Source organism: Rhizobium sp. GW821-FHT14E12 (assembly GCF_058803745.1).
Genome location: NZ_JBXAPH010000002.1, coordinates 852921 through 871902, shown reverse-complemented (window position 1 = coordinate 871902; position 18982 = coordinate 852921). Strand labels below are relative to the sequence as shown.

Sequence of the window (18982 nt, the reverse complement as noted above, 5' to 3'; positions counted from 1 at the left end):
CAAAACGACGAGGAGAAGTGACAGACCGTCACCCCGAATTTCACGATAATTGACGGATGATCGCCGAGGTCTTTTCGGCGCCGGTGAGGTCGATATCAAGCGTTGAAGGCCTCGGTTGAGAGAGCGCCTTGTCGATGGCCTCGACGAGTTGATCCGTCGTCAGTCCCGCTTCCGGTAAGGCCAGCGCCAGCCCGAGCTTCTCCAATCTCTCGGCGCGCACGGACTGTTCGGTTTCGCCGCCTGCGGTGAACGGAACCAGGATGGAGCGGCAACCGGTGACGAGGAGATCGCCGACCGTGTTGTAGCCCGCCTGCGAGATCGACAGCTCCGCACCCCTGAGCAGAGACGGGAAGTCCTTGCGGAAGCGAACGACGTCGACATTGCCGGGCGCATCCCCGGTCAAAGCGACAAAGTCCTGCTCCGGCAGGTTCGGCCCGGTCACCAGCAGCCAGCGGCGATCGATCGCGATCAGGCTGGCCGCTTCCAGGCAAGTACGAATCAGGTCGCGCCCGACCGCGCCGCCGCCGGCGGAAACGACGATGTCGAAGATCTCGGCCGGCTCTGGCGGCAGAGGCGGCGCGACGATGCCGGTATAGGTGATCTTGTCGGCAATGGCTGCCGTCAGCGGAAAGGTCTCCTCGAGCCGGACGAAGCTCGGATCGCCATGCACGAGCACGCCGTCGAAATGATCCCGCAACAGGCCCACGGTCTCTTCGTCACGTCCCGGCTTTTTCTGCTGCTGCAGGATATCGCGCACCGAACTGTAGAGTCTCGGCTTTGGATTGCTCGATGCTATGGCTTCAAGCAGGGGCAGCAGCTCGAAGCGCATCTGACGACGGCCGAAGGGAAAGGCCTCGATGATGACGACATCGGGCGCGGCGTCGCGGAAAGCCTCCAGCAAGAGGTTGCGGCGCGCAGAGAGAAATTCTTCGCCGACGGCATTGCCCGATTGATCGGCAAGGCCGGAAAAACCGGCGCTGCTGGCGACAACAGGCGGGAGTACGACCGACGTGACATCCGGGCCGGGAAAACCGCTCACCGGTGCGCCGCCGGTGACGACCGTCACCTGACAGCCATCCTTTGCCATCGCGCTGGCAATGCGGCTGGAACGAGCAAGATGACCGATGCCGAGCAGGTGCTGAACATAAAAAAATACGCGTGGAGACGACGTATGGGGGGCTGTCATGCCGATTTCCGCCATTGCTCTTCTTTTTGCCACTGCTCCTCGAACAGCCGCGTCAATTGCCGAATGCTGGAATGATGGTCGAAATGCTCGCGCACGCGCTTCTCGGCAGCGTCGCCAAGCCGGCGGCGTAGCGCCGGATCACGGATCGCCTGTTCCAGTGCCGCTGCCAGTGCCTGCGGGTCTTCCGGCGGCACGACGAAGCCGTTTTCGCCGTCAGTCAGCAGTTCCGGCACACCAGAGATATTGGTCGACAGGCAGGGGAGGCGCTGGCTGGATGCCTCGACCAGCACATTCGGCAGGCCGTCGCGGTCGCCATCGGCCGCCACGCGGCAGGCAAGCGCGAAGAGGTCCGCCTGACGGTAATGGGAAAGCACATCCTCCTGCGCCAGCGCACCCTTCCAGGTGATGCGATCGGCGATACCGAGCGTGTCGGCAAGGGCCTTCAGCTTCGCTAGTCCATCGCCGCCGCCGATATGGGTAAAGCGCCAGTGGAGATCGGCGGGCAGCAACGCCAGCGCCCTCAAAAGCACGTCATAACCCTTCTTCTCGACCGCGCGGCCGACGCTGAGGAGGAAGGCGGGATCGGAGGCCTGCGAGCCGTCGCGACCGGAATGCTCATCCGCGAAGGGGCCGAAGCGGGCGAGATCGAGGCCGTGATAGCTCAGATGCACATGATCGGGCATCGAGGTCAGATCGCGCATGTGCTCATAGCCGCTGCGGGTGCAGGTCACCGTCCAGCGGGCGCGCCCGAGCTTTTCCGACAGTTCCCAGTCCGGCGAGGTCCAGATATCCTTGGCGTGTGCGGAGCAGGTCCAGGGAATGCCGGTCATGATGCTGGCATAGGCCGTCACCGAGGCCGGCGTATGGATGAAATGCGCGTGCAGCCATTCGCCGTTGTCCGGCCATTCATGCGCCAATACCAGTGCCTGGCCGAAACGGCGAAAGCGGTTCGGCGTGATGTCCCGCTTGAGGTCGGCCCAGAACTGCCTCAGCAACGGCTTGAAGCCGGGCTTGCCGATACCCGCGAAGAAGGCGCGCAATACGCGCAGCGGCTCGTCGTGGAGATATTCCGGCAGATAGACCACCCGCGCCTTGATCTCGTCATGGACGGGATGGCGCTTCTTGTCCGTCGGCCTGCGCATCGAAATCAATGTCAGGTCGAAGCCGGCCCTCTCTAGGCCGAGCAGCTCCTGTGCGATGAAGGTCTCGGACAGGCGGGGGTAGCCCTTGAGGACCACCAGGATCTTTTTGCGCATCGATGGGTTCCGATGCTCTATTCGGCGACGACCGACAGCGGCGGATATTGCTCGCGGTCGTCGAACCATTCGCCGACGATGCGGGAAATATGCACCAGCCCTTCCAACCGCATGTTCTCGCTGCTCGCCGACGGCGGCGCGCGGGTCGGCAGGCGCTTCAGCGCGGCGGCAAGCTGCTTCGGATCGGCGGACTCTTCCGGCAGCAGCATGTCGACGAGGCCGAGCTCGCTTGCCCGCTGGGCGCGGATCAGCTGCTCCTCGCGCGGCCTCGTGCGCGGGATGATCAGCGCCGGCTTGTCGAAGGACAGGATTTCGCAATAGGTGTTGTAGCCGCCCATGGCGACCACGCCCTTGGCGCCGGCGATCAGCTCCTCCATCTTGTTGTCGAACTCGATCACCTGAAGACAGGCAATCTTGCTTGCGCGCTTCAGAAGCTGAATGCGCTCCTTGGCCGGCATATAGGGGCCAAGCACGATCAACGTCTTGTGCTGCAGCGTGTTGTCCTGCTCGAAAGCGCTGACGACATCATTGACGAGATCGGCGCCGTCGCCGCCGCCGCCGGTGGTGACGAGAAGATAGTCTTCATCGGGCACATGCTCTGACTTCGCGCCTTGCGTGGAGACGCTGCGCTGCAGGAAGCCGACGAATTCCATTTTCCGGCGCACGCCCGGCGGAACGTCGAGGCCAACCAGCGGATCGTGGAAGTCCGGCGGTCCGTAGACCCAGACGCGGTCGTAGAACTGGTCGATCTTCTGCAGCACGCTGTTCTTCTTCCATTCGGCTTCGAGCAGATGCGGGGCATCCATGACGTCGCGCATGCCGAGCACCAGCGTCGTGCCGCGCGCCTTCAGATAGTGCAGGGTCTCCTCGACCTCGCCCTTCAGGCCCATCGGCTCCTTGTCGACGATGAAGATGTCCGGCTGGAAGGTTTCCGCCGTGTGACGGATGATCGACTGACGCATCTTCAGTGTTTCCTGAAGATCGACATGGCTTGCCATCGACGTATATTCGCCGTCGCGCAGCTTGATCACGCTCGGCACCTTCACGAAATCGACTCGCGCTCGATAATCGAAAGCGCCGGCGATCGTCGCGCCAGAAATGATCAGGACCTTCAGTCCACGATAGTTCTCGACAAGCGCATGCGCGATGGTCCGGCACCGTCTGAGGTGACCCAGACCGAAGGTGTCGTGGCTATACATGAGGATTCGAGCATCTTCTAAGCGCCGCTTCATGGGCAAAACCTCAGGACTGAAAGTCATTTTCGCGGGTTCTCTGCAAACGACGTCCGCGGCCGCTCTTCGAATTGCAATCCATTTCGGGGCCACGCTTTCCGCTATTTGTAGGGATCGGCCGCGTCGCGCAAGCCGTCTCCTAAAAAGTTGAACGCCAGAATGACCAAAATCACCGGCACCATCGGGAAAAGGAGCCAGGGATAAAATGCAATGACGCTGGCGCCGCGAGCTTCGGTCAAGAGAATGCCCCAGCTGGTGATCGGCGGGCGAAGGCCGAGGCCCAGGAAGCTCAGCGCGGTTTCGCCGAGAATCATGCTGGGGATCGAAATCGTCGCCGTCGCGATCAGATGCGACATGAAACCGGGCACAAGATGCCTGCCGATGACGCGGGGCGAGCTCGCACCCATCAACTGTGCAGCAAGAACATAGTCTTCTTCTCGCAAAGACAAGAGCTTGGAGCGGACGGCTCGTGCCAGCCCCGTCCAGTCGAGAATACCGAGAATGATGGTGATGCCGAAGTAGATCAGGATGGGGCTCCAGCTCACCGGCATGATCGCCGCAAGCGCCATCCATAGCGGCAGGCTCGGCAGCGATTGCAGCACTTCGATGACGCGCTGGACCAGTAGATCGAAGATGCCGCCATGATATCCGGCGAGGCCGCCGATGACGATCCCGAGCACGAAGCTGATGGCGATGCCGATCAATCCGATCGTCAGGGAGATGCGTGCGCCGTAGATGATCCGGGACAATACGTCGCGGCCCAGGCGGTCGGTGCCGAGCAGGTACATTTGTCCGCCGACGGCGGGGCAGACCAGATGGACATCCGAATCCACCAGGCCCCAGAAGCGATAGGGGTCACCACGGCAGAAGAAACGGATCGGCTGAACATCCTTAGAGTTTTCGGTATAGACCCGCCGCAGCGTATCGAGATCGAGCGTCATCGCGCGGCCATAGACGAACGGGCCGACGAACTTGCCCTGGTCGAAAAGATGGATCGCCTGTGGCGGCGAGTGGATATATTCGACATTGCGGGTATGCAGACCGTACGGCGCCAGAAACTCCGAAATCAGGATCGTGCCGTAGAGTAGGATCAGGAAGATGCCGGAGGCAAGCGCAAGCTTGTGCCGCTTGAATTTCCACCACATCAGCCGCTTTTGCGAGGCCTGGTAGTAGCGTGCCTGACCGGCGGACATGGCTTCGAACTGATCCGGATCGAAGGCGGCGGTCGAAACGTAGTGCTCCAATGGGGCGCCGGGGCGCGGCAGGGGTGCGGTCACTTTGTGCTCCTGCCTTGCAAGCGGATACGTGGATCGAGGAAGCCGAGAGCGATATCGGAGATCAGCACGCCGATGACGTTCAGGAAGGCGAGGAACATCAGGAACGAGCCGGCGAGATACATGTCCTGGCTCTGCAACGCCTTGATCAGCATCGGCCCGGTTGTCTCCAGCGACAGCACAATGGCGGTGATTTCCGCGCCGGAAATGATCGACGGCAGGATGGAGCCGATGTCGGCAACGAAAAAGTTCAGCGCCATGCGCAATGGATATTTCACCAGCGCCTTCAGGGGATGCAGCCCCTTGGCGCGGGCGGTGATGACATATTGCTTCTGCATCTCGTCGAGCAGATTGGCGCGCAGGCGGCGGATCATGCCGGCCGTACCCGCCGTGCCGACGATGATGACCGGAATCCACAGATGCGACAGGATCGAGCGCGCCTTTTCCCAGCTCATCGGCTGCGAGAGGTATTTCTGGTCCATCAGGTGGCCGATCGAGACGCCGAACCAGACATTGGCGAAATACATCAGGATCAGCGCCAGCATGAAGTTCGGAATGGCGATGCCGAGCAGCCCCAGGAACGTCAGGCCATAATCGCCCCAGCTATACTGATGGGTGGCGGAATAGATACCGATGGGGAAAGCGATCAGCCAGGTCAGCAGGATCGTCGTCATCGAGACGAGGATCGTCAGCCACAGCCTGTCGCCGACGACTTCGGAAACCGGTAACTGATATTCGAAAGAATAGCCGAAATCGCCATGCAGCATGCCCGCGGCCCAATAGACATATTGCAGGGCCATGGGTTTATCGAGCCCGTATTCGTGGCGAAGGGCCTCGATTTCCTGCAGGTTGGCGCTTTCGCCCTGGGCGCGAAGTTCGGCGATCTGGCTTTCGAAGAAATCGCCTGGTGGTAGCTGGATGATGGTGAAGACCAGCATCGAGATAACGATCAGCGTCGGAACCATCACCGCAATGCGCCAGAGGATATACTTAAGCATGCGCCGGATCCTCCTTCAGCCAGAAGGTATCGGGCATGTAGACGCCGAGATAGCAGGTTGGATCGAAGCCGTAGAGCGCTTTCTCCGGCACGTTCTGCAGGCGCGAGGCATGCAGGATCGGCTGCATCGTGCCGTTGATCAGGCCGATGGAGAAGACCTGCTCGGAATAGATCGACAGCATCTTATGCCATATTTCGGCGCGCTCGAAGGAAGAGGCCGCCTTTCCCCATTCACCAAGAAGCCTGACCAGCTCCGCCGCCTCCGGCACATCAGGCGCGACGCCCTGTGTCTGGCGGGAAAGATAATACATGCCCCAAAGAGGCCATTGCATCTGATCGTCCATCGTCGGTGCGAGCTGGCCGGGATTCATGTCGGCGGTGGCCACTCCGTTGTCGAGGCCATACCAGATCGACATCATGATGCGGCCGCCCATGGCGCGGCTGCGGAAGATGTCGCGTTGCGAGACCCGGGTGAAGAGCGCGATGCCGACCTTGCGCCAATGATCGGTGATCAATTCCAGCACATCGGTGTCGAGCGTGCTTTCGCCCGGTGTCTCGACCGTGATCTCCGCCCGCCGGCCATCCGGCAGCAGGCGGATGCCGTCCTCGTCGCGCTTGTCGAGACCGGCGGCATCAAGCAGCGCATTGGCCTGATCCGTATCATGCGCAATCCATGCGGCGGCATATTCCGGCTTGTAGAGCGGGCTTTCCGGCAGCACCGTGTCGGCGCTTTCGGTGCCCAGACCATAGAAGACCGCCATATTGATCTCGTGCCGGTCGATCGCCAGCGATAGCGCCCGGCGCACGCGTACGTCGCGCAAGACCTCGCGCCAGACGGGATCGGCGCTGTTGAGGTTCGGCAGCAGAGCGACGCGTGAACCGCGCGTCAATTTCCAGAGATTGACCTTGATCTTGCTTGGATCGCGCTTTTCCGCCTCCTTCAGGAAGGTATAGTCATTGAAGTCGAGGCCTGTCGCTTGCAGGTCGCTTTCGCCGGCGCCGGTCTTGGCCGCGATGATCGCCGCTGAGCTGATACTCAGAACGAAACGGTCGACATAAGGCAGTTGCAGGCCATTTTCGTCGACGCGGTGGAAATAGGGATTGCGTTCGAAAACGAATTGCTCCGCCGGCGGCGCGGTCGTGTTGCGCCAAGGATCAAGCACGGGCAGCTTGGGATTTTCCGGCCTGTAGGCGCGGCCTTTCTTGATGTGCATGTCCTGCCATTTGCGCACACGGGATTCCTGCATCAGCGAGGCAAGCCGGATACTGTCCTGATATTTCTTGTGGAATTGCTTCAGGTAATGCGCCGGGCCGGAGATGATCAGCGGCTGGGGTGCGGCCAGGCTTGGCAGGAAATCCGGATTGGGCTCATCCCAGGAATAGCGCACCGTCAACTCGTCGAGCACCTCGAAGCGCGGCAGGCTGCCATGCGGGCGCAGCTCCAGCGCACCGCCGCCCGGCGTCAGCTCCTTGTTGAGAATGACGTCTTCCCACCAATAGCGGAAATCATCCGAGGTAAAGGGTCGGCCGTCCGACCACTTATGCCCCTTGCGCAGCTTGAAAGTGAAAACGCAATCATTGAGAGCGGAGTAAGATTCGAGAATATCAGGCTGCAGCGTCAAGGTCCGGTCATAGCCGACAAGGCGGGCATAACCGTAGATCGTCATGAAACGAATATCGTTCTGGCTGCCGATGATCGTGCGTACCGTGCCGCCATAATGGCCGGGCGCGCGGCCCAGCGCCTTGACGTTGACGACACGCGGAAATTTCGGCAGGCGCTTGACGAGCGGCGGCATCTGGCCGGAGCGGAGCCAGTCCGCCAGATAATCCGGCTCGTTGTCGACTTCCGCGGCCAGGGCAGGGAATGGCAAAACGCTGGAGGCCATCAGGCCAAGGAAGGTTCGACGGGTTACCACGCGCGCAATTCCTGAACATCGGCGCCGCGGCGAGCGCGCACGAAATGACCGCCGCCAAGATCGGCATAGGTGAGGTCGCCGCCGTCTTCTTCCGCAAAATGCGGCCCCCAACTCTGCTTGGCGGCCGGACCTTCGCTGTTCAGCGCCGAGAAATCAAGCGGCCGGTCGAGGTCGGGGAAGGGGACGGCGGCCAGCAGCGAGCGTGTATAGGGATGGACCGGATCGCGAAGAATAATTTCGCGCGGCGCGATTTCGACAATGCGGCCGCGGGCCATGACGGCGATACGGTCCGCCATGTAGTCGACGACGGCGAGATTGTGCGAAATGAAGAGATAGGTGAGGCCAAGTTCTTTCTGCAAATCCTTGAGAAGATTGAGGATCTGTGCCTGTACGGAGACATCGAGCGCCGAGACGGGCTCGTCGAGGATCAGGAGCTTCGGCCCGAGCGCCAGAGCGCGGGCAATGCCGATGCGCTGACGCTGGCCGCCGGAAAAGCTATGGGGATAGCGGCTCAGATAGTGCTGGTCGAGCCCGATCGCCTGCATCAGCCCCTTGACCTTCTCCTTGCGCTCGTCGCTGTCTCCATGCCGATGGATTTCCAGAGGCTCGCTCAGGATATTGCGAATCGTCATGCGTGGCGACAAGGAGGAAACCGGATCCTGGAACACCATCTGGATCTTCGTGCGCAAATCCATGAGTTCGTCGCCCTTGACGGCCAGCACGTCGATCTTGCCGTCGCCATCGTCGAAGCTGACTGAACCGCTGTCGGCGCTGACGGCGCGCATCAGGATCTTGCTGACCGTCGTCTTGCCGCAGCCGCTTTCACCGACGAGCCCCAGACATTCGCCACGGCGGATATCGAAGCTGACATCGTCGACGGCGCGGAACCTCGTCCCCTCCCGGCGACCGAACAACCCACCGCCCTTGGAGGTATAGGTCTTGACGAGATTGCGGACCGTAAGCAGCACGTCCGGCGCCGCCGTGGCGTTGGTATTGGCTTTGGCGATTTTCTTCTTGCCCGAGAAGGTGCCGAGATTGACCGGCACATCACGCAGCGATTTCAGCCGCTCGCCCGGCTTCATGTCGAAATGTGGCACCGCCGACATCAGCGCCTTCAGATAACGATGTTGCGGCTTGCGGAAGATGGTCTCGACCGGCCCGGCTTCCATGATCTCGCCGTGATAGATGACCACGACTTCATCGGCCATGTTGGCGACGACGCCGAGATCATGGGTGATCAGCAGCATGGCCATGTTGAATTTCTGCTGCAGGCCGCGTAGCAGGCCGAGGATCTGTGCCTGGATGGTGACGTCGAGCGCCGTCGTCGGCTCATCGGCGATCAACAGCGCCGGATTGCAGATCAGCGCCATGGCGATCATCGCGCGCTGCCGCATGCCGCCCGACAGCTCGAACGGATACATGTCGAAGGTGCGGTGAGGATTCTGAAAACCGACGAGACTGAGCATCTCCTCGGTCTTTTCGCGCTGCTCGGCCTTGCTGAGGGCAGGGTTGTGGATGCGCAGGGCTTCGCTGACCTGGTTGCCGACCGTATGCAGCGGCGACAGCGAGGTCATCGGCTCCTGAAAAATGTTGGCCATGCGTGCGCCGCGCATCTGGCGGATGGCGATGCCGTCGCGCGGCAGTTGCAGAATGTCGGTGGTCTGGCCGTCGAGCGGATCGGTAAACAGAATACGGCCGCTCGCCTGCGCGGGCGTCGGCAGGATGCCCATGATCGACTGGCTGATGATCGACTTGCCGGAGCCGGATTCGCCGACCAGTGCCGTCACCTTGCCGGGGAGGACCCGCAGGTTGGCGTTTTTCACCACGCGCAACTTGTCCCCGTAAATCGAGAACGAGACGTCGAGGTTCTCGATACGCAATAAATCAGTCCCTGACGTCATGCCTGTGTAGTCCCGATTGCACGACCTTATACGGCCCCATTCGGCACACTAACGTAGGCCATAACGGGTGTCCAGTTGGTCAAAGCAAGACCTGAACAGTAAAAAAACTGTCATTCTTCCAATGATCTATCGGGAAATGCTTAACTAAGCATGCCTTATTATCATTGAATAAATTTTTCGACTTGCGGGCGGTTTTCGAACTTCTTGGCATCCCGGTGCAGTAGAATGACCTGTTCGGCCTCCGATAGGCCATCGATGGCCGCATCGTCAAAGACTTCCGTCGTACCGTTGAGCACGGCGTTAGCCTTTGGATGCACGACCGTGAAACGCTGCCGGACGCCGCGCAGCCGCTCTTCCCCGAGCGTCACCCATTCGCTGCCGGTGTAGCCGGAGAAAGCCTGGCTCGCGACCACTTCCGTCGAATATTTCTTGGTCAGCGACTGTAGCCGCTGCACCTCGTTGACGGCAGCGCCAAAGGCCGAGAAGGTCAGCCGGTCCTTCAGCCCGACATTGCCGAACATAACGTTGCCGACATGGAGCCCGATGCCGTAGCGGACTTCGCTCAGGCCGCGCGTCTGGCGATCCTTGTTCAACGCCGTAACCCGGCTCTGCGCCTGGAAAACGGCCGATAGCGCCGCCTCGCAGGCGACCTTGGAGGGATCTTTGTGCCGGCCGCAGGGGTAGACGGCAAGAAAGCCGTCGCCAAGGAAGCTCAAAATCTCGCCGCCGTTGCGGTTGAACGGTGCGGCGATGGCGTCGAAGAACTCGTTCAGCGTATCGATATAGGCTTGGCGGCCTTCCTTCTCGGCATACACGGTCGATTGCCGCATGTCGCCCATGACGAGGGCGGCGCGGATCGTCTCGCCATCACCGCGGCGGACCTGGCCGTTCAGCACGCGCTTGCCGGCGTCGCCGCCGAGATAGGTGGTCAGCATATTGTTGGCGAGCTTGCCGAGAACCGCCACCTTGGCGGCCATCGACAGGTGGTTCTGCATACGCATCAGCGCGCCGATCATTTCCTCGCTGAAGCCGCTGATGCTGTCAGTCGACCAGGAGCCCATCATTCCCTGGGCCGAACCGGCACCGAAGGTTTGCACGAAGGCGATGTAGTCGGTGATCTTCTCCTCGCGCAAATCCTTGAAGACCGGGAATTCCAGCGGCCCGTCGACATCGATCCGTCGGCGCAGATGCAGGAGATTGTTCGAGAGCAGATAATAATAGGGGCTCTGCACGAAGCGTTCCGGCTTGTCGTCCATGTGCCGGTAGCCCTCGATCGTCAACCCGCCGGCCCGCCGCCAGGTGAAGCCGAGCGCGTCATAGAGCGGATGGAGCATAGAAAAGGTCAGGTGCACGCGGGCGATCGGCAGGCCGGAAGCCGCCATCCGTTCGCAGAAACCGCGAACGATGGTCTCCAGGTCTTCGCCGGTCAGCGCTGCCTGGGTCAGCCATTCCGCGACCTTGTCCAGAAAAATATCGGAAACACTCGAATGAACTGTCATCGTCCCCACGGCCTATCCTTGCGATCAAAAAGATGCTCATCCGACAACGCACCACCGACCGTATCACATATAGCCGTGGCGGCGATGTCGTTTCCAAGCCTAGTGGCGCAGGTTGGATGAGCGGAACATGCGACTGGCGGCGGCACATTCCCCTCGAAATTGCGAATTGCGCCGACGCCGTGAAAAGGTTTCCTCGCGCCTTCTACGCATCCTGGCGGACATATGGCGCATTGGAAAAGAGGGCCGGCAAGTCTGCCGACTCTCGTTTTGTTCTCTTTCAGATAAGGTTCTCATCTCGCTGAAACAATGGTCAGAAATGACGAGGCCTGAGAAAAAACAGTACTCGGCCAAAATCGTCACGGCATGCCGGGTGACGGCAAGGTCGCAGCCTCGTCGGTCTGCAGCTTGTCCCGCAATGCCATTGCCGCCATCGCATAACCGCCGCTGGCGCCGTCGATGAAGTGCATATGGTCGCGCATCAGCGGTGTCGGCACGAAACAGGTCATGAGCGCGCTGTCCTGCCGATGCAGCCCATAACGGCACACGCCCTCCGCCTCGGCCGCGCGCAGCCGCGCTTCGATGCGAGAGAAACGTGCAGCGTCGACATCGATGGTCATCTTCAGGCCGTCGTCGAATTTGCGGAAATCGGAATTAGCGGCGAGGTCGCGCCGATAAATTTTGGCATCGAAGGTCGCCGTGCGGATGCCCAACTTGTCGAGGATGCAGACGAGAACGATCTGTGCGCCGATCGCAAGTTTGCGCCGCCAGCGATTAGCGTTCGGCCCCGTCGCCCGCGCCTCCATTTCTGCTCCCAGGAAGTTAAGCACCGGCTTCGGTCCCTCGACGGGTACGGGATGACCATCGCGGTTCTGCTCTATGGAAATGGCGATGATATCTGCAACAAGGCGCCGAAATTCCGGGCCGCTGCCTGCTTGATCGGGAACGGCGATGATCGAGACGATCTCGCCATTATGGGCCTTGATCGGATTCCATCGGCAGGAAAGGCCGGTCAGGTCCGGCCGCGTCTCCGGTGCTGCCGCTTCGACGGCAAAGCGTCCGGCCTTCATCTGCCTTTCCGCCCAGCTCGCACCACCGCCGGCGAGCATGGCGTAGGACACGAAATCGCTGGGGCTGAAGCGGGCGACCCGTACGTCCAGTCCTTCGGCGCGGACATCCGCCATGGGCACCAGCGCGGTGCGCAGGTTGAGTTGCAACTCCTCCGTCACCCAGGTCCGCACCGCCGAGAGCGCCTCCCGCACGCGCGCTTCGCCGGAGCGAGGAATGGCGACCAGAGCGCCGTCGCCGCCGAAGACGAAGGGATAATCGCCCTTGTCCAGCGCGTTGAGCACGGCGGAAATCACGCTGGCGCCGGCCATGTTGACGGATTTGTAGTGGCCAGAAGCGATCGCATTGGTCGAGCTGACGATATCGGCCACCGCCAGTAACCAGTCATCCGGAAGCGGCCGGTAATTGTCGCTGTCCGTCACGCCCTCGAAATCGGTGAAAACCGGTAATGCACGGAAGAAATCGTCGTTCGGATCGGTCATGACACATCTCCCTTACATGCGCGCCGCAACAACCTATCCCTATAGTAATCGCATCGAAAAACCAGCGGGCGGTCGACGCGGCGACATGCGCCATGCTACTCCGGCTGCGGGAGAGACACCACGATGCCAAGGACAAGACATATACGATGAGCCGCCTGGATAGTTTCATCCGCCGCCTGACCGCGCAACGCGACATCCTCAACGGAATTGCAGATGAGGTTAAAACACTCGACGGTCCCGTGCTGGAGCTCGGGCTCGGCAATGGTCGTACCTTCGATCACCTGCGCGAGCTTTTCCCCGACCGCCGCATCGTCGCTTTTGACCGCGCCGCCAATGCTTACGGCCCTTCGATGCCGGAAGCGGGTAATCTCGTACTCGGCGAGATCAAGGATACCGCGAGGGATTTCATCGGGATCGGCGCCTCGCTTGCCCATGCCGATATCGGCACCGGCTATGAGGAGAAGGACGCGGTGACCCTGACCTGGCTGCCCGAGATCATGGTGGGCGTGCTGGCTCCACGCGGTATCGCCGTCAGCGGTCTGTCCCTCGATCATCCCGATCTCGAGCCATTGCCTTTGCCACCGGGCGTGAAGGCGGGACGCTATTTCATCTATCGGCGCCGATAGGCGCTAGCGCAAAAAGAGGACGTCGAACTGCTCGCCTCCGGTCGGCAGGTCGGCGACCTTCATCGGCACGGTGCGATCCTCGAAAAAAGCGAGGCATTCTGTATAGTAGCCGGAGAGATCGACGATGAAGGCGGATGTCTGTTCCTTACCGTAAAAGGCCGGTGTGAACTCCATGTAGAGCGGCACCCTGAGGGCCATCAGCGCCTGCATGGACCTGACGGCAACGGGCTCGTAGCCCTCGATATCCATCCAGATCAGCCCGACATCGACTGGTTCGACGCCGGCCTCGCCGAGAATATCGGCGACAGGCCGCACCGGCACGGAAATCTTCTCGTCGCTCGGGCTTTGGCGCAAGGCGCTGCTTTTGCCATGGTTCTTGTGGTTCAGGTAGAAATCGAGCTGTCCATCGCGGTCGCCGGCGGCACAGTTGACGGCGGTCACCCGATCCTGAAACCCGTTATCGGTGATATTGACCGACAGGAGCCGGAAATTGCGCGGGTCGGGCTCGACGGTGACGATGCGGCGATAGGCGCCGCTGAGCGCGAAGTAGCAGGTCTGCGTGCCGATATTGCCGCCAAGTTCGAGCAGCACCGTCCCCTTGCGCAGCAGGCCGCGCTCGCGCAGCACCGTCAGCAGCCGGTCGACATGGTCGCGCTCGAAATGCCCTTTGCGGAACACCTTGCGGCCGATGTAATCGGTCGGCGAGAAGCTCATGACATGATCGCCGCAATCCACCGTCATGGTCTGCACGCGCGGCCCGATGGCGCTGATCAGGATATCGCGGCCGAGGCGGGTGTCGAACAGGCGTGTGGCGACGCGATCCCTGGTCTTGCGAAGGGTACGCTTCCAGAATTTAACGGTCAGAATCTTACGGTCGAACATCTGGCGCCATCCCTACACGCCTGAACGGTCTATGCAAAGCGGGCACTTTCGTCCTTCCGAACGATATAGACGCGCAGAGGCTCGCCGCGGCCGCGAACGGCGATCTCCCGGCTTTCGATGCCGGCGATATCGACGCCGGAGAGGCCCGCCACCGGTTCGGAGAAGACAAGCGTGCGGTTGAATTCCTTGGCGACGCTTTCGAGACGGCTTGCAACGTTGACCGTATCGCCGATCGCCGTCACGTTCTTGACGTTGCCATAGCCCATCGAACCGACCACCGCCGAGCCGGTATGCAGGCCGATGGCGATTTCGAGTGGCGCCGCGAGGTCATCGGCCAGTTCCGCGCTCAACTTGTCGATTTCCCGGACAATTTCCGCCGCCGCCTTCAGCGCCTGCCGGTTGGCTTCCTTCGGCGTGGTGCGCAGGCCGAACAGCGCCATGGCGCCGTCACCGATGAACTTGTCCATCCGTCCGCCATTCTCCTCGACGATGCGGCCGACGATGGCAAAGTAACGGTTGAGCAGAAAGACGATGTCGAAGGGCAGGCGTGCCTCGGTGAGCGCGGTGAAATGGCGCAGGTCGCAAAAAAAGACGACGATCTCGCGCTCGCGCCCGGGGCTTGCCGTCTGGCTGTAGACGGGAATGGCCGCCTCCGCCATCGGCGTCAGTAGCGGCACGACGCTGATGTTTCCCGTCGGGCGCAATTGGCAGGCGAGGCGGACATCCGGCGTGGCGCCGATCCGGTTCAGTGTCTTTTGCTCCAGCCCTTCGGGTGGTGGCAGATTGTCCGCGCCCTCGATGATCTGGACGCGGCAGGTGGAACATTGTCCCTTGCCGCCGCAGACGGAATAATGCGGGATGCCGCCAAGGCGGCTTGCTTCGAGCACGGTAAAGCCGCGCGGCGCATGCACGACTTCGCCGCCCGCATAGCGGATCGCCACCTGATGCTGCCGCTCGCGCAGTCTTCGATGGGTGCGGAAGGCGAAGAGGCTGAGGATCGACATGCTGAACGCGCCATAAAAGCCGGCGCGATACGGCCATAGGGTAATGCTTACCTGGCTGCCCGGTAAGGAGCCGGCTTCGCCTAGGCTGCGCACATCGCTGTAGTAGCCGCCTCGAAGACCTCGCTCGTCATCCTGTACCGCCTCGTGCGATACCGTCTTTCCCATCGCGGCGAACCCGAGCAGGGCGAGAACCGGCAGGGTGATGGCGAAGGACAGCATGACCGGTGCGATGGCCGTGTACCAGGCGCGATAGCGCAGCCAGAAATGAATGCCGATGCAGCCATGGAGCCAAACAAGCAGCAGCACGATCGACTGGCGCAGGCCGTTGAGTGGTGAAGTGACCCAGAGGCCGCGAACGATGGCGCGGTAATTGTCGTGATAGCCATAGATCTCATGAACGATGCGGGTGGCGATGATGTGGTCGATCAACAGCAGGGGCACCAGCAAGCCGGTAACGATCTGGAAAGCCTCGCCCGCCGGCATGACCAGCGTGCGGCGCCTGTAGAGCATGCGCAGGACGAGGAGGATATGGACGATCAATGCACCGTAGAAAAGAACGGTGCCAACCGGGTTGCGCCAGATCGCCATGAACCAATGCTGCGCCTCGGTGGCAGCGCTGAGCGAGATCAATCCGAGGGAGTGATTGGCCAGATGCATGATCACGAAAACGAAGATGATCAAACCGGAGCCAAGCCGGAATTTGCGCACGAGACGATCGGATATGATGGGTTTTCTTGCCTCTGTGGTCATCAAATCCAATTTACATTGCCCGTTCACAAGGGAACGGAAAACAGTTATCGCCTAATCATCTAGCTGCAATGCCGCATGCTGTCGAGAATGCGGTCGTTGAAGCCAGGGCCTTAATTGTCAAGCAACCCGCCGGAATTCGGGCGTCTCCCGTCACATTTTCGGGCCAAACTATCACTTAATCGTCAACTATTGGCCCGTGCCATGAAGATCGCTTTCTACGCCCCTCTGAAATCGCCCAACCATCCGGTGCCGTCTGGCGACCGGCTAATGGCGCGGATGATCATCGCGGCCTTCGAAATGGCAGGACACCAGGTCGAACTGGCCTCCGAACTGCGCAGTTTCACGCCGACGCCGGAGGCGGGGCCACGCGCCGAAATCGCCCGGAAAGCGGAAGCGGAAATCGACAGGCTGCTGGAAAAATGGCGCGGCGAGACTGCGCCGGACCTCTGGTTCACTTACCATCCCTATTACAAGACGCCCGACATGATCGGTTCCAAGGTCGCGGCGAGCCTCGGGATCGCCTATGTCACCGCCGAGGCTTCCTATGGCAGGCGGCATGACGATAATGGCTGGGGCGACAACCAGCGCCTCGTTGCCGACGCCGTACGGCAGGCCGCTGTCAATCTGTGCTTTACCGAGCGCGATCGGATCGGCCTTGCCGACGCCATCCCAGAGGGGCGATACGAGCGCTTTCTGCCGTTCATCGACACCGCGCATTTCGGACCTCTGGCCGCTGAGCCTGCGCCGCATCGGCTGGTCACCGTTGCGATGTTGCGCCGTGGCGACAAATTCGACAGTTATGTGATGCTCGCCCAGGCACTGGAGCTGATTTCCGATCGGGACTGGACACTGACCGTCATCGGCGATGGACCGATGCGGGCGGAGGTGCGAGCGCTGTTTGCCGGTTTTGATAGCGACCGCATCACCTGGCTCGGGGAACGTACAGCACCGGAGATCGTGGAGCAGTTGCGGGCAGGGGGCATCTATGTCTGGCCCGGCTGCGGCGAAGCCTATGGTCTCGCCTATCTTGAGGCGCAGGCGGCAGGCCTGCCGGTCGTGGCGCAAGCAACCGCCGGCGTACCGGAAGTGGTGATGAATGGGGTAACGGGAATTCTGACGCCCGAAGGCGATCTGAGAGCCTATGCCGATGCAATCGCACGGTTGCTAGACGACGAACAGGGACGGCAAGCGATGGCCAAGGCGGCCCATCGTTTCGTTCACGAGGAGAGGTCCTTGACCGCGGCCTCGAAACGACTTGAGACCATTCTGCGGAAATATCTGGGAGACACCTATTATGCGAGATAGAGCTGAATGGCAGCCCCTGCGCGATGAGTTGCAGCGCTGGGCCGAGGCCGGGCGAAAGGCGAAGTTATGGTTCCGCGACGACGACGCCATCGAGCCGACCGCCGCCCTCGACCAGTTGCTGGCACTCTCGGACAAATACGATGTTCCCATGGCTCTGGCCGTCATTCCCGAACCTACCGGCAAGCCGCTCGCCAAGCGCCTGGCGCGCCAGGAAGCGGTGACCGTCACTGTCCATGGCTGGACGCATCGCAACTATGCGCCTGATGAGGCGAAGAAGCAGGAGCTCGGCCTGCATCGCCCGCAGGCGATCGTGCTCGACGAACTCCGCCGTGGTTTCGATAAGCTCAGAGAGCTTTACCCCCGGCAATTCGCGCCGATGCTGGTGCCGCCGTGGAACCGCATCGACAAGGCGCTGCTGCCGGAGCTTGCCCCCTTCGGCTATCGCGCCGTTTCCGTCTACGGGCTGGCAAAGCCGCGGCCAATCGCCCTGGTCAACACCCATGTTGATATCATGGACTGGCACGGCACGCGCGGCGGGCGTCCGCATGGGGAACTGGTGGAGGTTTTGGTCGGCGAGCTCAAAAACCGCTTCGGCGGCAATGACGAGCCGATCGGCATCCTCACGCATCACCTCGTCCATGATGCGCTCGCCTGGGATTTCATCGACACGCTATTTCAGGAAACGGCCGGCCATGCCGCCATCGACTGGCGTCCGGTCGGCGATTTCGTGGCTTAAAGCTCGAGCATCTGGCGGTCGAAAGCGGCAAAGGCGCCGGGGAAGCTTTCGCGCGCATCGCGCTGCATATCGTCCAGGTCCTTGTCCGTGCGCCATTGCGCATGGTGGAAAAGCGCAAGGCGCTTCGCACCCGCCTTTTTCGCCAATCTGACACCTTCCTGCCAGGTGGAATGTCCGAAGCCTTGATGCTTCGACATCTCCGCCTCGGTGTAGGTCGTATCATAGACAGCGAGATCGGCCCCGGCCATCAGTGAAAGGGCGGCTTCGTCCATATGGCCGTTCACATGCTCGGTATCGTAGACCAGCGCGATGATCCGGCCGCCCCATTCGATCCGGTAACCAATGCAGCCACCCGGATGGTTGAGTTTTGCGGTGTGGATGACAATGCCCGGGTGCGGTTTCAGCGTGTCGCCGGCCGCAAAATCACGGAAACCCATGGTGGCGCGACAGATATCCGGCTCCACCGGAAACCAGGGCGGCCGCATGAACTGGCCGATCAGTTGCCGCGTCGTCGTTTTGCCCGCGAGGTGGCCCGACCAGAGATCGACGCTGACCCCGGGATCGTAGATAGGCTTGAAGAAGGGCAGGCCGATCATGTGGTCGTAATGCGAGTGGGTGAAGAAGATATCGACCTCGTGCACGCCATCTTTGGCGAGCGACGATGCCGCTTCCCGCGCTCCGGTTCCGGCGTCAAAAATAATGCGCCTGCCGTCATGCCGTAACTCGATGCAGGACGTATTCCCGCCGTAACGCTCGAATTCCGGTCCCGATACAGGGATACTTCCCCGTACACCCCAGAATCTAAGCTCGAAACTATCGTTTTTCATAGAAGTTTTGACACCATTCCCCTTTCCGTCAACGTAAGCACACT

At 61.2% G+C, this 18982-nt stretch carries 15 protein-coding genes; 3 read left to right on the top strand and 12 right to left on the bottom strand.

What is annotated here, in order from left to right:
• Nucleotides 1–40: 40 nt before the first annotated feature.
• The 9 genes from AC1RO0_RS12145 to AC1RO0_RS12105 all read right to left on the bottom strand — a co-directional run bounded on the left by AC1RO0_RS12145 (nucleotide 41) and on the right by AC1RO0_RS12105 (nucleotide 12808).
• Nucleotides 41–1186, bottom strand: a complete 1146-nt coding sequence (locus AC1RO0_RS12145) for a glycosyltransferase family protein (RefSeq protein ID WP_498593126.1) — start codon at nucleotides 1184–1186, stop codon at nucleotides 41–43.
• A complete protein-coding gene (locus AC1RO0_RS12140; RefSeq protein ID WP_498593125.1) occupies nucleotides 1183–2442 on the bottom strand; it encodes a glycosyltransferase family 4 protein in 1260 nt (419 codons plus the stop codon). The genes AC1RO0_RS12145 and AC1RO0_RS12140 overlap by 4 nt, the downstream gene beginning before the upstream one ends.
• Nucleotides 2443–2459: 17 nt before the next feature.
• Nucleotides 2460–3674: a glycosyltransferase family protein gene (locus AC1RO0_RS12135; protein WP_498593124.1), complete on the bottom strand. Its 1215-nt coding sequence runs from the start codon at nucleotides 3672–3674 to the stop codon at nucleotides 2460–2462.
• Between the two features lie 101 nt (nucleotides 3675–3775).
• A complete protein-coding gene (locus AC1RO0_RS12130; protein WP_498593123.1) occupies nucleotides 3776–4951 on the bottom strand; it encodes an ABC transporter permease in 1176 nt (391 codons plus the stop codon).
• A complete protein-coding gene (locus AC1RO0_RS12125) occupies nucleotides 4948–5946 on the bottom strand; it encodes an ABC transporter permease (protein WP_007691870.1) in 999 nt (332 codons plus the stop codon). The genes AC1RO0_RS12130 and AC1RO0_RS12125 overlap by 4 nt, the downstream gene beginning before the upstream one ends.
• Nucleotides 5939–7861 carry an ABC transporter substrate-binding protein gene (locus tag AC1RO0_RS12120; RefSeq protein ID WP_498593122.1) on the bottom strand — a complete coding sequence of 641 codons (1923 nt, stop codon included), beginning with the start codon at nucleotides 7859–7861 and terminating at the stop codon, nucleotides 5939–5941. The genes AC1RO0_RS12125 and AC1RO0_RS12120 overlap by 8 nt, the downstream gene beginning before the upstream one ends.
• Nucleotides 7855–9762, bottom strand: a complete 1908-nt coding sequence (locus AC1RO0_RS12115) for an ABC transporter ATP-binding protein (protein WP_498593121.1) — start codon at nucleotides 9760–9762, stop codon at nucleotides 7855–7857. The genes AC1RO0_RS12120 and AC1RO0_RS12115 overlap by 7 nt, the downstream gene beginning before the upstream one ends.
• Nucleotides 9763–9923: 161 nt before the next feature.
• A complete protein-coding gene (locus tag AC1RO0_RS12110) occupies nucleotides 9924–11261 on the bottom strand; it encodes an adenylate/guanylate cyclase domain-containing protein (protein ID WP_498593373.1) in 1338 nt (445 codons plus the stop codon).
• 356 nt (nucleotides 11262–11617) lie between these two features.
• Nucleotides 11618–12808: a DUF3095 domain-containing protein gene (locus AC1RO0_RS12105; protein WP_498593120.1), complete on the bottom strand. Its 1191-nt coding sequence runs from the start codon at nucleotides 12806–12808 to the stop codon at nucleotides 11618–11620.
• 146 nt (nucleotides 12809–12954) lie between these two features.
• Here AC1RO0_RS12105 and AC1RO0_RS12100 point away from each other — a divergent pair, with 146 nt between their 5' ends.
• Nucleotides 12955–13434, top strand: a complete 480-nt coding sequence (locus tag AC1RO0_RS12100; RefSeq protein ID WP_498593119.1) for a class I SAM-dependent methyltransferase — start codon at nucleotides 12955–12957, stop codon at nucleotides 13432–13434.
• Between the two features lie 3 nt (nucleotides 13435–13437).
• Here the strand turns inward: AC1RO0_RS12100 and AC1RO0_RS12095 are convergent, their stop codons facing one another.
• Both AC1RO0_RS12095 and AC1RO0_RS12090 read right to left on the bottom strand, forming a co-directional pair.
• On the bottom strand, nucleotides 13438–14316 hold the full coding sequence (locus AC1RO0_RS12095; RefSeq protein ID WP_498593118.1) for an FkbM family methyltransferase: 879 nt from the start codon (nucleotides 14314–14316) through the stop codon (nucleotides 13438–13440).
• A gap of 29 nt (nucleotides 14317–14345) precedes the next feature.
• Nucleotides 14346–16070 carry an adenylate/guanylate cyclase domain-containing protein gene (locus tag AC1RO0_RS12090; RefSeq protein WP_498593117.1) on the bottom strand — a complete coding sequence of 575 codons (1725 nt, stop codon included), beginning with the start codon at nucleotides 16068–16070 and terminating at the stop codon, nucleotides 14346–14348.
• Nucleotides 16071–16271: 201 nt separating this feature from the next.
• Between AC1RO0_RS12090 and AC1RO0_RS12085 the strand changes: the two genes are divergently transcribed.
• Both AC1RO0_RS12085 and AC1RO0_RS12080 read left to right on the top strand, forming a co-directional pair.
• Nucleotides 16272–17375 carry a glycosyltransferase family 4 protein gene (locus AC1RO0_RS12085; protein ID WP_498593116.1) on the top strand — a complete coding sequence of 368 codons (1104 nt, stop codon included), beginning with the start codon at nucleotides 16272–16274 and terminating at the stop codon, nucleotides 17373–17375.
• Nucleotides 17365–18111, top strand: coding sequence for a polysaccharide deacetylase family protein (locus AC1RO0_RS12080; protein ID WP_498593115.1), 747 nt, complete (start codon nucleotides 17365–17367; stop codon nucleotides 18109–18111). Before AC1RO0_RS12085 ends, AC1RO0_RS12080 begins: the two co-directional genes overlap by 11 nt.
• Here the strand turns inward: AC1RO0_RS12080 and AC1RO0_RS12075 are convergent.
• A complete protein-coding gene (locus AC1RO0_RS12075; protein ID WP_498593114.1) occupies nucleotides 18108–18938 on the bottom strand; it encodes an MBL fold metallo-hydrolase in 831 nt (276 codons plus the stop codon). The two genes, AC1RO0_RS12080 and AC1RO0_RS12075, sit on opposite strands and share 4 nt — an antisense overlap.
• Nucleotides 18939–18982: the final 44 nt, after the last annotated feature.

Bases quoted from the DNA above. Each gene is read 5' to 3' on its own strand.
- AC1RO0_RS12145 (WP_498593126.1), bottom strand. From the start codon at position 1,186: ATGACAGCCCCCCATACGTCGTCTCCACGCGTATTTTTTTATGTTCAG.
- AC1RO0_RS12140 (WP_498593125.1), bottom strand. From the start codon at position 2,442: ATGCGCAAAAAGATCCTGGTGGTCCTCAAGGGCTACCCCCGCCTGTCC.
- AC1RO0_RS12135 (WP_498593124.1), bottom strand. From the start codon at position 3,674: ATGAAGCGGCGCTTAGAAGATGCTCGAATCCTCATGTATAGCCACGAC.
- AC1RO0_RS12125 (WP_007691870.1), bottom strand. From the start codon at position 5,946: ATGCTTAAGTATATCCTCTGGCGCATTGCGGTGATGGTTCCGACGCTG.
- AC1RO0_RS12115 (WP_498593121.1), bottom strand. From the start codon at position 9,762: ATGACGTCAGGGACTGATTTATTGCGTATCGAGAACCTCGACGTCTCG.
- AC1RO0_RS12110 (WP_498593373.1), bottom strand. From the start codon at position 11,261: ATGACAGTTCATTCGAGTGTTTCCGATATTTTTCTGGACAAGGTCGCG.
- AC1RO0_RS12105 (WP_498593120.1), bottom strand. From the start codon at position 12,808: ATGACCGATCCGAACGACGATTTCTTCCGTGCATTACCGGTTTTCACC.
- AC1RO0_RS12100 (WP_498593119.1), top strand. From the start codon at position 12,955: ATGAGCCGCCTGGATAGTTTCATCCGCCGCCTGACCGCGCAACGCGAC.
- AC1RO0_RS12095 (WP_498593118.1), bottom strand. From the start codon at position 14,316: ATGTTCGACCGTAAGATTCTGACCGTTAAATTCTGGAAGCGTACCCTT.
- AC1RO0_RS12090 (WP_498593117.1), bottom strand. From the start codon at position 16,070: ATGACCACAGAGGCAAGAAAACCCATCATATCCGATCGTCTCGTGCGC.
- AC1RO0_RS12085 (WP_498593116.1), top strand. From the start codon at position 16,272: ATGAAGATCGCTTTCTACGCCCCTCTGAAATCGCCCAACCATCCGGTG.
- AC1RO0_RS12080 (WP_498593115.1), top strand. From the start codon at position 17,365: ATGCGAGATAGAGCTGAATGGCAGCCCCTGCGCGATGAGTTGCAGCGC.
- AC1RO0_RS12075 (WP_498593114.1), bottom strand. From the start codon at position 18,938: ATGAAAAACGATAGTTTCGAGCTTAGATTCTGGGGTGTACGGGGAAGT.